Here is a 13,288-nt window from a genome sequence, read left to right as displayed (position 1 = left end):
GCCAATGGTACTCCGTCTTAAGACGCGGGAGAGTAGGTCGCTGCCAGGTCTATTAAAGGCAAGAAAATTCCAAAATCATCTTCTCAAAGCACGCAAGGCCATGGGCCAAAACAAAAGGCCGCCTAAAGCGGCCTTCTTCCTGTACAATAATACCGCGGGGTGGAGCAGCCCGGTAGCTCGTCAGGCTCATAACCTGAAGGCCGCAGGTTCAAATCCTGCCCCCGCAACCAAAATATTCCAAGACTATCAAGACTTTAATCGGCCTCCTTCGGGGGGCCGAAGTCGTTTTTACGCCTAGCACACAGTCAGCACAAACACGCCCCACCCGTTTGACGGGAGGCTTGATGGTGTGATTCCCTCTTCCCATATCGAGCAATAAGCGAAGTGGGAGGCCGTCATGCCAAGCCATGAAATCCTTGGAGGATTGGTGCAAATCTACCGGCGCGGGGGCCGCGTCTGGCATTGCTCGACGTCCCTAAAGGGCCGCCAGTATCGTGTGAGCACCAAGGAAACCGGCCTTGAGCAAGCCAAGGCCTTCGCGGAGGATTGGTTACTTGGCTTGCGCGGTAAGCTGGCGGCGGGGATTTTGAAGACCGAAACGACCTTTGCGGAAGCCGCAAAGAAGTTCGAGCAGGAATATGCGGCCATCACCGAGGGGGAGCGTAGCCCCAAATGGGTCGAGGGCCACAGCATCCGCCTTCGGCTCCATCTGGTGCCGTTCTTCGGCAAGATGGGCCTCTCGGAAATCAATGCGGGCACGGTTCAGGATTATCGCGTACACCGCATCGCCACCTCCACGACGGGTAAGGCTCCGGCACGGAGCACCTTGCATGACGAGGTGGGCACGCTGCGACAGGTCTTGAAAACCGCCATCCGCCATAAGTGGCTCCAGCACCTGCCCGACCTGTCGCCGCCCTACAAGACGCAGGGGAAGATTGTTCACCGCCCATGGTTCAGCCCTGCCGAATACAAGCAGCAGGTCATGACGCTTGCCCCCGACGAGTTCATTCGACGTTTCCTGCTCCACGTTCTCCCGCGCGGGTTCCACCGCGTCCAGCATTACGGCCAGCTCGCCAGCAGTTCCCGAAAGACTAGCATCACCCGCGCCGGCGAGCTCCTGAACGCTGCCCTGCCGCCTGTCGACAACACTGCCAACGAGCCAATCGAGATCCGCCCGCCATGCCCATGTTGCGGCGGACGCATGATCGTCATCAAGGTGTTCGAATGCTGGCATCAGCCACGCGGACCGCCAAACATGGCGACAACGAACCGGGAGAGCGCGTTATGACCCGGCATGGCAGATCCATTCATATGGTTTGCTCAAAGCAGAGCCGGCCAACGGGAGGACCTGCGCCAGTTCGAATGGCGACGGCTTTAAGCCGGACAAACGCGCTCCCAAGCACCAAGAAAATCTCGGCGATCACGCTTGCAAACACCAATTTCGGCCCGCCGGGACGAACAAACGCCGCTGCGATCGGCGGTCCGCCGGAAGATCCGATACACAAAACCCCATAGCTCAGAGAACGCCGACCGCGGGTTCCTGCATGAGAGGTTTTCGTACGCCTGACGGCACCCGAAACCCTTAACCTTAACAGTCATAAGGCAAGTCGTTGCCTCTGCCTGGAAGCAGACATCGTTTTGGAAAAGGAGCCCTGTCGCCTTCGCGACAAAGGAAATCATATATACGGCAGTCGCTCGCGAAAATGACAACATCTCGCGAGCCAGCGGCCATCGATTTCACCTACAACAGGCCACCAGCGATTTTGACAAGGTGGGCGACTGATGTTGCCTTCATCTTTCGCATCATGTGGCCTCTGTGTAGCTTCACCGTTGGCTCTGCAAGCTGCAGCTCTGCTGCAATCTGCTTGTTCAGTTTACCGGCGATCACCAATGTCATAATCTGTCGCTCGCGTTCAGTCAGCGTCATATACCTTGTTTGGGTGGCAGCTTTCGCTGCTTTTTCATCTCGGCGAGCGGTGTCATTGGCGATTGCGCGGTTGACTGCGTCTAGCAGATCCTGCTCACGGACCGGCTTACTAAGAACGTCTATGGCCCCCGCCTTCATCGCCCGCACTGCCATGGGCACATCGACATGGGCGCTGATCAAGACGACGGACCGAGGAAGATCGCTCTTTGCCAACGCCTCCTGAAACTCCAGTCCGCTTTGACCGGGAAGGCGGATGTCGAGGACGATGCATCCGGCCTTTTCGGGATCGTCTGCGGCTATGAAATCCTTAACCGAGCCGTGTGCCTCAGCGGCGAGCCCGACGGATTCGAAGAGGCCCTTCAGGGCTTCGCGCACGCTTTGATCGTCATCTATGACGATGACAGTGGGTTGCTTATTCTTCCTGTCATCGATCAACGGCTGCATCCTTGAATTGCGAGAGCGTGAAGGTGAATGAGTTTCCGCGAGGGTGGTTGGTTGTTGCCCAGATGCGCCCCCCGTGCGCTTCAACGATGGAGCGGCAGATAGAAAGGCCCATCCCGATCCCGTCGGTCTTCGTGGTATAGAATGGCTCAAACACCCGCTCGAGCTGTTCGGGCGGTATCCCCTGGCCAGTGTCGGAAACACTGACCTCGACTTCGCCTTTTGGAACTTGCCTGCACCTGACCGTCACGAGGGCTTCTGCACCACGAGGTGTTGCCTCAGCACTGTTCATGATCAGATTGAGAAGAACCTGCTGTAGCTGCGTGCGGTCACCCAGGATATCGACGGGTTCTGGCATAAGGTCCGTGACGACCTGCAAGCCTCGCGATTGCAGCTCTTCCCGCAGAAGAAAAAGCACATCATGTAGCGCCTGTTTGAAGTCGGTCCTTTCCATCCGCACCGGCGATCTCTGGGCCATCGCGCGTATGCTGGCGACGATCTCGCCAGCGCGATGCCCATCATGCACGACACGTTCAGCGGCCAGGCGAGCCTGCTCCAGATCCCTATGTCCATCCTTGAGCCAGCGAAGGCAGGTTCCGGCATTCGTCACGATCGCCATGAGCGGCTGATTGATCTCGTGCGCTATGGAGACCGCCAGTTCGCCGATGGTCGTCAGTCGTGTAACATGCGCAAGGTGACTCTGGCTCTGGCGAAGAGATTCTTCCGCCTGTTTGCGATCCTCGATATCGACAACGACGCCGTACCACCGCACGACATTCCCTTCCGGATCGAGAAGCGGACTCTGTTGCAGGTTGAACCACCTGTATTCGCCGTCGAATCGTCTGATACGTGCGTCCACTGGATTAGGCTGCTTCGTCGCAACGACCTGTTCCCAACTCTCACGCATCCGGTCAACGTCATCGGGATGAAACATGCGATAGAAGCCAAAGCCGACAATCTCCTCGAAAGGCAGTCCGACAAAGTTGGTGAGATGCTGGTTCCAGTATTCGAGCTGCCCGTCGGGCGTGCATGACCAAGCCATGGCGGGGATCGTGTTGATGATGAGCTTGAGCTTGTGTTCGCTCTCCCTCAGCGCCGCCTCACTTTCTCTCAGGGCGATCTCGGCCCGCTGCAGATTTTCGATATCGATATTGACACCGAACCAGCGCACGACGCCATTCGCATCCGTCAGCTTTCGGCCAGAGAAATAGAACCAGCGGTACTGCCCATCGGCACCCCGAATGCGCCCTTTCAACCGGGTATGATCTGAATATTCGAGGTCGCGCTTCCAGATTTCCACCATCTCGGGAATATCGTCGGGATGATAGAGATCCAGAAACCCCCATTCGAGGATCTGGTCGGCAGGCAACCCGGCATAGTCCAGCCAACTCTGGTTGACGAAATCGGCGCTTCCATCCGTGCGCGCTGACCAGACGAGCACCGGAAGCGAGTTGATGATGAGGCTGAGGTTCTCTTCGCTTGCCGCAAGCGCAGACTTTGTCTCCCTGAGTGCATCTTCGGCGCGTTTGCGATCTTCTATATCGAGAACGACCCCGTACCATTTGGCGACGTTCCCCTCAGGATCCAGCCGAGGTCTTTGCCGGAGGGAGCACCAGCGGTATTCGCCGTCCGCACGCCTGAGCCGACCCTCGACTTCCCTTCCCGTCTTGGCAGCCATGATGCTGCGCCATTCGAAGGCCAGACGGGTGGTGTCGGCCGGATGGAACAGCCGATAGATATTCTCCCCGGCGATCTCTGCGAGCGGCAGGCCGACATATTCGAGAAAGTGCTGACTGGCAAAGTCGAGCATGCCGTCAGATGTAGTCGACCATGCCATTGCCGGGATCAAATCAATGATCGCATCGGTTTCCTCGTGCTTGTCCAACGTCGTCCCCCACCAGTGTATGCGGCGCAGCCGCCCTGTTCCAGGTTACGCGGTTTCGCGCCACCGCGTTAGGCGAGATTGATAGACGAAGGTCTATTTTCGTACTGCCTTGGTCTAGTTTTATGTGACCTAGATCGCAATTGAGAGCAGACTTGAACCGACCTATTCATAAGGAAAGCAAGTGGTTGAACCCAAAGGGATCGTCTATCCCAGCCATGGTCAAAGCGCTTTTTCCGACTGCAGCAGCCATTCCTGCACATTGGCCACCGCCGCCAACATCGTCGATCGTTCTGGAGGAACAAGCATGCCTCAACTTTCACGTCGCGCCTTCGGCACCCTGCCCATCGGCCTCATCGGTGGGAGCCTCTTCGGCGGAGGTCTAATAAGTTCCTCCTCTGCCCATGGGGCGACGCAGGAGGCTGCAAGCGCACCTGCTGCGGTGACTCCGCTCGCACAGATCCGCCTCGGACGGTTCACCGTGACGGCTCTGACGGACGGGTACGCCGACATGCCCTATGACTATTTTCCGGGACGCTCGGCGCCCGAGGTCGAAGCGGCGGCAAGCGCACAGTTTACCGCCCGGCCGAGTGGGGTTCGGTTCCTCTTCAACCAATATCTCGTCGAGGATGGCGAGCGCCGCATCCTGATCGATGCTGGTGCGGCCGGCTCGATCGGACAGACCGGACAGTTACCTCAGGCACTCGCTGCGCTCGGTCTGAAGCCTGCTCAGATCGACGCTGTCATCGTGACGCACATGCACCAGGACCATATGGGCGGGCTGGTTCTGGGAGGCAAGAACCAATACCCCGAAGCCGAGCTTTATATCGACCGTCGCGACGTCACTCATTGGACCGATCCGGCCAAACGCAACGGAGCGCCTGACTTTCTGCAGACCAGCTTTAGAATGGCAGAGGAGGTCGTGCGGCTATATCCCAGACTCCAGGCGATCGACGGAGAGCGGGAGATCGCGCCGGGCGTTTCGACTGTCGATCTGACCGGCCATACACCCGGCCATATCGGCGTGCGGATTGAAGACGGCGGCAAGAGCCTGATCATGGTTTCAGACATGATTTTCCCGGTCGTGCATCCGGCCGCGACCGACGTGTTTTTCCTGTTCGAGCAGGACCGTACCGCTGCGAAGGCCATGCGCGATCGCTTCTTTCCGCGTGCCGCATCGGAGGGAGCGCTCATCGCCGCCACGCACATGCCGTTTCCTGGGCTCGGCCGTGTCGTCTCCGATCGCGGGCAGATGCGTTGGGAGGTCGCAGATTGGGCCTTGCAGGACTGACGTCCGCACTTGGCGGCTTTGAAGGTAGAGATTGACAAGCCCAGACTTCGGCTGGCCAAATAGTAGATTCAGGCTCTCGCGGGGGGATGCCCATGCAAGCCTGACTGAGCAAGGAGATTGGGCATGCCATATCATTTCCTTGAGGTTGCCGTGACGCCTAGCGTCAGAGCCGCTCAGGCGGAGATGGGCGTGGACCAGATTTGGCTGGGCCGTGACAGCCGCCCTTCAGACACCCTCACCGAAGACGAGATTGCCTTCATTGCCTCACGTGACAGCTTCTACATGGCATCGGTCTCCGAACGGGTTGGCCATACGTTCAGCATCGTGGAGGGAACGTCAGCTTCCTCAAGGTCATAGATTCGCGAACAATGGCTTTCGCCGACTACCGAGGTAACCGTCAGTACATCAGCGCCGGCAATCTTGCTGCTAACGAGCGGGTCTGCCTGTTTCTGATGGATTATGTGCGGCGGGCCTGGCTCAAAATCTATGCCTATGTGGAACGATTGGCGCTTGATGCTGACCAGGAACTCACGGAACTCGTGTCCGACCCGACGTACAAAGGAAGGGCGGAGCGGATCTTCAAGCTCCGGCTCGAGGCGTTCGATTGGAACTGCCCGCAGCACATCATCCCGCGCTACACCGAGCAACAGGTCGAACAGGCGGTCGCTCCTCTTCGTGAGCGGCTGCAGCGACTGGAAACCGAGAACGCCACCTTGCGCGCACGTCTGGAGAGCGATGACCCATGATCGAAGCTGAAAGATTACCTCTTCCCCCTTTTACACTCGAGAGCGCAACCGAGAAAGTCAGACTTGCCGAAGACGGCTGGAACAGCCGCGACCCTGGCAGGGTCGCTTTGGCTTACAGCGCAGACAGCCAGTGGCGAAACCGTGCTGAATTTGTGACCGGGCGGGAAGCAATTCTTGCGTTTCTTTCGGCAAAATGGCGGCGAGAGCTGGATTACCGGTTGATCAAGGAGCTGTGGGCTTTTGGCGGCAATCGGATCGCCGTCAGATTTGCCTACGAGTGGCATGACGACAGTGGCAACTGGTTCCGATCGTTCGGGAACGAGAACTGGGAGTTCGATGATCGTGGCCTGATGCGAAGGCGCTATGCCTGCATTAACGACCTGCCTATTCCGGCCGACGACCGCAGCTTCCGCTGGCCGCTTGGCCGCAGGCCAGATGATCATCCCAGTCTCAGCGAACTCGGTTTTTAGTCGAACCCAGCCAATCTCTCTTTGTATTTTGCCGCCAACGGCTGCGGCTCAGGAATCTGTCTTGAATCCTCGGTTTTCAGAACGCATTTTCCCGACGCACGAAGACGCCATTGAGGCCGCGGCCTTCGTCAGCCTGCACAGGCTTTCACCCGAACATCTCCGGGCTGAGGAGGATTTCGGATGCCTTGTCATCAACGGCGGATGCGCGATCTCGTTGCCAAGCGCACCAGCGATCGGCCTAAATCGTGTTCTGGGGCTGGGCTCTGTCGAAGATCTGGACAAAGCATATAAATGGATGCGAGCAAGGGCGGGGAACCGCTTCCTGCAATTGAATATGGACGCTGTCTCGGACGAGGTGAGAAACTGGATCCAGACCAAGGGTCTGCCTGAGCACGGTCCCGGATGGGCAAAGCTTACCCGCAGCGCGCCTTTTAGCAACCTCGATGCGCCGGTGAGTGTGCTTGCCCGAAGAGTTCAAGGCGACGAATCCCTGCTCTTCGGATCGATGATGTGCAAGGGATTCAACTTCCCGCCAAGCTTGGCCGCCCTCTGGTCAACCATTGTGGGCAAAGAGGGCTGGTCGTGTTTTTTCGCTCTTGATGATGAAACGCCTATCGGCACCGGGGCCATGTACGTCTCGGGTTCATATGCGTGGCTGGGTGGCGGTACCACAGTCCCCGAGTTTCGGAACCGGGGCGTTCAAAAGGCGCTCATCCAGGCTCGCACCGACTGCGGTATCGCACAAGGCGTTTTGACGTTCGCCGTCGAAACAGAAGTACCTTCAACTGACAAACCCAATATCTCCTATGACAACCTCAGGAAAATGGGCTTCCAGCACGCGTACGACCGGAAGAATTTCAAGCTGTAGCACATCTGGCGATCTTCCTTCCGGCCAGCAGGTGCGTTTCTGGATCGTCACATAGAAGCCTGTTCCTGTACGGTTCCGGGGCAACTGCATTGCGTCCAGATCATCGCAGATGCTCATTGCCGGGAGGTCTTCCCCGACGACACAGTGAACCGCCATCTCTCTTATGTTGCGCCTCAAGCCTCTATCCAGCACTCCCCTGGCCTCCCGCTTCGGGCCGGAGAGCGGAATTCATTACCGCTTCGCGCCTTCATTGCCGTCCGTCACACCACCTTTTGAACTTCCTGAAAGCTTGTCCGTCTGCTTCGCTAGTGTGGCCACGTCCGGAACGAGCCAAAAGCGAAGCTCTCATCGTTGGCCAAAGAAACCCTTTCTACCCTAGCGAGATTTGCTGATAGCCTGTTGAAGTGCTAACCAGACGGCGCGGAGGCGAGCCAAGCGATGGTACTTCTACCCGGTTTCATGATTGATGCCGCCCTTTGGGACGACATTGCGCCCACGCTGCGCGGACTTGGATCGTCCGTTCCTTGAGGGGCACGAGCCGATACCACCATGCAACACAGGTTGCAGACAGCCGAATCGGAATCGCGAGATCAGGTCGGACGAGGCAGCGGAAATTCTGGAGTCCGGCACTGCCGGCGATAGCGTCCAAAATCGCCGTGGTCGAACTGGCCAAATCTCCGCAGCCATCCACCAAAGCTCTCGAGCGACAATCTATCGCGTACCAACAATGACAGATGCGGTCGAACGAAGCCGCACCTGTCCGTCCTGAAGGGACCGTCGCGCCAAAACCAGGACCTCTTCGCGGATTCTCGCTTTCGTCGCCATGTCGGCTTTCGCAAGTCCCGCCACAACGGGGGCTGCAATGTCTGTCATAAAATCCCAGTATCTCTCCGGTGACTTGTGGGTCATGATGGATGAAACTTCCTGCTCGCTTATGTCTTTCAGACCTGCTTCTTCGAAGGCGCTGCGCATCAATCCAGACGGGGCGCGGCGAAAGAGCCCAGGCGATCCGGGAGGTGGCGCAGGCATCTCCACATGACGAGTGATCGTCGTTGCCCAAGGGTTTTTGTCCGGCCCACTCCAGACCGCCGCGCAGATGCATGCACCTGGCTTCGCCACCCGCGCGAATTCTTGAGAGGCGACTGCGATATCGGGAAAGAACATGAAACCGAAGCGGCACAGAATGCTGTCGAAACGTGCATCGGGAAATGGCAGCGCGCCCGCATCGCACACTTTGGTTTCGAAATTTGACAGGCCACGGCGAGCCGCATTCTCAGCGGCTACCGCCAGCATGCGCTTGGAGAGATCGGTTACCGTCACTCTTCCATGCGGCACCATCGCTGCCGCAGTGAGACCAGGTTCGCCAGTGCCGGCGGCAACGTCAAGGACATGCGAGTGCTCGCGCAAGTTCGCGAGCTGCAGCATTGCATCACCAACGGGGCAAGCCAGCCCAGAACCAGCTCGTCCCATTTCTTCCAGCCGGCGGAAAAACGATCCCATGTGTCGCGTTGCTGTTTGCGGATATCATCGAGGTGTCCAGGCATGCCCGTCGCTCCTTCCATGGTAGAACGGTTGAACTAGGTTCCAATCAAACATCCACGGCAACGGGGTGCATCTATGTCGGCACAACAGCGGGCAATGGCCGCTCGTGTTTGAGAGTTGTACAGAGGCCACGTGTCGTCTCGAAGCGGACCACCCCGGCCCGCCCTGACCGTTGCGCCGTCCTGGATGCGATGCAATCTCCGCCGACGCGCCTACCATGTGGAGTGTTCCCGTCCCGTGGATGACTGCTTGTTTTGCTGGTTGCGCGCGCTTTTCGGATGCGCGGTCCATTCTAGCCCTTACGATGCTGCCGACGATAATGCCGAATGTTCCCAATATAATTGCGGTGAGCAGCTCAACCAATCTTTGGGGGCCGAGCCAGCCTGACGATACCATCAATGCGAAAAGGTAGCCGATCGGAAACGAGAACAATCCGAAAATGACGGCCAATCTGAGCTCATGTTGATGCTCCACCTTGACCTTGCCGAAAATTGCCACTGCTTGATATCCCCTTGGGAAACGTCATTTTTTCAGATCTCGTAGCTTGATCATGTTTCGGTCGTGGTTCTCAGTCGCAAGGACTGCCAACTCTTTGGTCTCGGCGTAGCCTTGGCTAATCTCATACTGGCTCGTGTTCGAACCGATTGCGTTCGACCACGACCATGTGCCGACAAACTTCGAACGCCCGTCGCGGTGACGACCTCGTTGCGCGTTTCAGGATTGGCGGCGACTAATGCCTTCAAGACTGGAAATGATACACGCGACTTCTCGAGGAGTTTTTCGTTACCTTGGAGAGATCAGTTGAATGCTGCGTATGTCGTCAGCTCGCTGGACGGAAAATTGCATTTAACACGCAAGAATTCGCGAGCATCGCGCTCGGGAACGACTTCCATCAGCTTTGCAACTTCCCCAGCTAACGATATGATCCTACTGGTCATCTGCGATTGCAGTTCGAGCATCCGTTTCTTTGCAGCAGCCAGTGCTTCCGATTTGGTACGCATGCCACCCTCAATGTTTCATTGCGGGACCGGCATATCCGGAAAGATGTTGCGGCGCCGGTAACTGGTTCGCTCAAAATTCAAGCAGTTCCAGATTCGTTCTCACAGGCAATAGTGCGAAGCTGGCCTTCAACGTGCGTCGCGTACAATTGCTTTACTTGCCGAGCAGCCATCCTAGCAGGCCCTTGCGAGCGGGACGATGTTAAGCAATCGGAGTGCCTGAAACGGTCACCTGACTTGTCGGTGTTGGAGGTGCCTGCACTGGCGCACGTTGAGAGGCTAACGTAGGGGCTTTGACTGCCGACTGTGGCTTGAATGGCTTCACTTCAACACGCTCTCGTTCGTTGCACTCATTCGAGGGTCAGTCTGGAATCACCACATCAGCGTGCCCGCTAGCATCTAGCGACCGGCGTACGAAACCATCCGCCTTTTTCCTGTCAATGAAACTTGAAACGAAGTCAGAGGCTAGTCGGCGTTCAGAACTCAAGCCAACGGCTTGCTGTATTGCCATGAAGGGTTCTGGAATTATTTCAAAATCTGACATCTCGTTTGCCACCTTCTGCATTGCTTGTCGAACCCCGGCGAGTCCGTCCAATTCTCCCGCCGCCAAAGCCGACGTCGCCTCGGGAAAACTGTCGAAGCGAACAAGGTCTCCCGCGCCGCCGTTTCGCGATAGGAAGAGTTCATAAGCGCTTCCTTTGACGGCACCAATTCTCAACCGCATCAGATCAACGTCCGCTGCCATCTTCGCCTGCCGGGCTCGAGCGACGACAAACGCCCCTTCGATCTGGACATACGGTGAGCTGTAAGTGATGCGTTCTGCCCGTTTTGGATCGATTGCCAAAAAGCAGATGTCCCACGCACCTGTTCCTGCGCTCGCGGACACGTCGCCAGCCTTGTCGTAGTGCCTAAATCTGATCGGAAGCGATAGTGTCTGCGCCAACTCCCTTGCGAGATCTACGGACACGCCCGTTGGGTTCTCATCAGTTTCACCGCGTCGTACGAGGACCACGTTACCGTGGTTGAGAGCACACACCAGCGTTCCGGAGGGTGCAATTTCCTCTCTTATCGCGTTGACGTCGAAGTCCGACATCGTCTCACCTCCAATTTGTCGACCGTTGACTAGATCGACTTCATCCATTCGTCTTCAACAGGAAACTGTGTCACCATCAGCTCAACGCCGTCTTCGCCGGCCGTGAGCGTCGGAGCCTTCTCATCGAAGTGTACGAAAAGAAGCGAGAAGGGGTCGTATGTCTGTCCCTCGTAGGCCAAGCTTCCATTGAGGACAATGAGATACTGTCCGCCCCCCGTGCTTGGATCGGGCGTTTGAACCGTCATGTTTGGCCCCAACCGAAATACCGCGCAGTTCATCCCGTCGTCACCCGGTCGTTCCTCAATGACGGTGTCCACCGTTATCTCAGTCCGATTCCGCAGAACGGGCTCGGTCGACAAGGCTACTGCCTCTGACGTCCTGTGACGCCGTTTGGTCGGCTTGAGCTTCTCGCGAACGTTTGGAGTCGTGAGGTAAACGAGCCCGGCGTCAGTCTTGCTCCGTAGCGTCAGATAGGACAGACCCAGTTCGCTCGCAATGAGTGGGCCGTATCCCGTGTGGTGATCGGCATAGTGGACCGTCACGATCCGTACTTCATCTCGACCGATCGTGCCGCTGCCGGCAATGAATACCTGAAACTGATCGACGATATGAAAATGGGAATCGAGCTTTTGATTGGCGTTCAAGTCAAGACGAAATGCTTGGGGGTCCGGCGCCGCGATGTCGGAATTCTTCCCGAACATGTTAATTTTCCAAGACTGACCGCGGCGAAATCTTGCCGGTTCCTTCTCCGCATAAGATGCAGCTTGCATCGGAATGGTCCTCCTAAAGCCGTTGTTTCGGCGCTATTCAATGGTGGTGGGGCGGTGGGAACTCGACGTCAAGAACCGTGGCAATCTCTTCACGTTTCATGCCGATCATGTCATGCAGCTTCCCGAACTGCTGAGGTGCGTTGATTGTCTGAACCGCGACGAGGCAATCGCTGTTGAAGCCCAGCACCGAAAATGCCCCACTTGCCGGCGCGTTCAAAACTGCCTCCATGTCGGCCCCGTTTACATCGCCCGACATCTGTATCTGGATGGCAGCCTGGTGCGACCAGTAGCGAGGTAGGCGTCGAGGAGGCATCTCCAGGCCAACGATCTTCGATGCCACGATCTTCGCTTGGTCCTGTCCGGGATTCACGGCCTCGTTTCGAATGTAGCGGTCGAGATCCGGGTCGTACCAGGCGGAGCAATCACCAATGGCAAATATCGCAGGATTTGAAGTGAGGCCGCACTCCGATACGAGGATGCCGTTCTCAACATTTAGGCCAGCCTCGCGCGCAAGTGTTTCGTGCGGCGTGGCACCGATCGCTACAACGACGATATCCGCCACGATTTCTCCTCCATCGCCAAGAGTTACGATGTCGATGTTCCGGGAATCGTCGTGCATTACCGAGGTCACCATGGCCCCAAAGCGCACCTCAAGACCTTTGTTCAGATGACGGTCCAGCACATAGCCCGCGATCGACTTGCTTACCGTGCGCTCCATGAGCCTCTGGCCAGCCTCGATCACGGTGACCTGAAGACCCTGAGCCAAAGCCACTGCCGCGATTTCCATGCCGATCAAACCGCCGCCTATGATCGCTACGGATTTGGCCTTGGCCAGAGGAGCTTTCATAGTGGTGAGGTCGTCTTGCGTACGCAGGTAGTGAGCAACGCCGTCGGGATCGATCTGCGGTGGCAGGCGTCTAGGTTCCGCTCCGCAGGCCAGTATCAGTCGTTCGTATGGGAACCGTACCCCGTCCGCTGAAAGTGCATAGTTTTCCGCCGTGTTCACACTGACGATTTTCGATCCTTGGCGAAGATCGATCCTATTGTTGGTATAGAAGCTTTCAGGCCGCAGAAGCGTTGGAGAATAACCGTCTTTGGATAGCGCGTCCTTCGACAGCGGAGGGCGATGGTAGGGAAGGACTGTCTCTTCCGTCACCAACGTGATGTCGCCCTCGTATTTCGCGCTTCGCAAAGCGGCCGCGGCGGCGACTCCGGAGTGGGACGCTCCAATGATTAAGATACCGGGCATGACGGCTCTAC

Annotated in this window: 10 protein-coding genes, 1 tRNA gene and 2 pseudogenes; 6 read left to right on the top strand and 7 right to left on the bottom strand. The window is 57.4% G+C overall.

The genetic code is table 11. The features are described 5' to 3' along the window. Positions 1-153 precede the first annotated feature (153 nt). A tRNA-Met gene (locus ADU59_RS05760) sits at positions 154-230 on the top strand. Between the two features lie 740 nt (positions 231-970). Beyond that, a pseudogene (locus ADU59_RS31440) lies at positions 971-1,288 on the top strand (transposase); the annotation flags it as partial. Positions 1,289-1,741: 453 nt separating this feature from the next. On the opposite strand, the gene ADU59_RS05750 reads toward ADU59_RS31440, so the two are convergent. Together ADU59_RS05750 and ADU59_RS05745 are read right to left on the bottom strand one after the other, a co-directional pair. Beyond that, positions 1,742-2,362, bottom strand: coding sequence for a response regulator transcription factor (locus tag ADU59_RS05750; RefSeq protein ID WP_083198138.1), 621 nt, complete (start codon positions 2,360-2,362; stop codon positions 1,742-1,744). After that, a complete protein-coding gene (locus ADU59_RS05745; RefSeq protein WP_068952484.1) occupies positions 2,352-4,253 on the bottom strand; it encodes a PAS domain S-box protein in 1,902 nt (633 codons plus the stop codon). The genes ADU59_RS05750 and ADU59_RS05745 overlap by 11 nt, the downstream gene beginning before the upstream one ends. A 304-nt stretch (positions 4,254-4,557) precedes the next feature. Between ADU59_RS05745 and ADU59_RS05740 the strand changes: the two genes are divergently transcribed. The 4 genes and pseudogenes from ADU59_RS05740 (at position 4,558) to ADU59_RS05725 (ending at position 7,625) form a co-directional block, all read left to right on the top strand. Beyond that, positions 4,558-5,541 (top strand): MBL fold metallo-hydrolase, encoded by a 984-nt coding sequence (locus ADU59_RS05740; RefSeq protein ID WP_068952482.1) that lies wholly within the window; start codon positions 4,558-4,560, stop codon positions 5,539-5,541. 123 nt (positions 5,542-5,664) lie between these two features. After that, positions 5,665-6,287, top strand: a pseudogene (locus ADU59_RS05735) (pyridoxamine 5'-phosphate oxidase family protein). After that, positions 6,284-6,757 (top strand): nuclear transport factor 2 family protein, encoded by a 474-nt coding sequence (locus ADU59_RS05730; RefSeq protein ID WP_068952479.1) that lies wholly within the window; start codon positions 6,284-6,286, stop codon positions 6,755-6,757. Before ADU59_RS05735 ends, ADU59_RS05730 begins: the two are co-directional and overlap by 4 nt. Further along, entirely contained in the window at positions 6,723-7,625 is a 903-nt protein-coding gene (locus tag ADU59_RS05725) for a GNAT family N-acetyltransferase (protein WP_338012924.1), read from the top strand. Before ADU59_RS05730 ends, ADU59_RS05725 begins: the two co-directional genes overlap by 35 nt. A gap of 711 nt (positions 7,626-8,336) precedes the next feature. On the opposite strand, the gene ADU59_RS05720 is transcribed toward ADU59_RS05725, so the two are convergent. From ADU59_RS05720 to ADU59_RS05700, 5 genes are all read right to left on the bottom strand, one after another. After that, a complete protein-coding gene (locus tag ADU59_RS05720) occupies positions 8,337-9,125 on the bottom strand; it encodes a class I SAM-dependent methyltransferase (RefSeq protein ID WP_244506344.1) in 789 nt (262 codons plus the stop codon). Positions 9,126-9,964: 839 nt separating this feature from the next. Further along, positions 9,965-10,168 carry a hypothetical protein gene (locus ADU59_RS05715; RefSeq protein ID WP_068952475.1) on the bottom strand — a complete coding sequence of 68 codons (204 nt, stop codon included), beginning with the start codon at positions 10,166-10,168 and terminating at the stop codon, positions 9,965-9,967. Positions 10,169-10,526: 358 nt separating this feature from the next. Next, on the bottom strand, positions 10,527-11,258 hold the full coding sequence (locus tag ADU59_RS05710) for a transporter substrate-binding domain-containing protein (protein WP_068952644.1): 732 nt from the start codon (positions 11,256-11,258) through the stop codon (positions 10,527-10,529). 29 nt (positions 11,259-11,287) lie between these two features. After that, on the bottom strand, positions 11,288-12,028 hold the full coding sequence (locus tag ADU59_RS05705; protein WP_068952473.1) for a hypothetical protein: 741 nt from the start codon (positions 12,026-12,028) through the stop codon (positions 11,288-11,290). A gap of 37 nt (positions 12,029-12,065) precedes the next feature. After that, positions 12,066-13,277, bottom strand: a complete 1,212-nt coding sequence (locus ADU59_RS05700; protein WP_068952471.1) for an NAD(P)/FAD-dependent oxidoreductase — start codon at positions 13,275-13,277, stop codon at positions 12,066-12,068. Positions 13,278-13,288 lie beyond the last annotated feature (11 nt).

The organism is Pararhizobium polonicum (assembly GCF_001687365.1).
GTDB classification, from domain to species: Bacteria; Pseudomonadota; Alphaproteobacteria; order Rhizobiales; family Rhizobiaceae; genus Pararhizobium; species Pararhizobium polonicum.
This window is presented reverse-complemented; position numbering and strand designations above follow the sequence as displayed.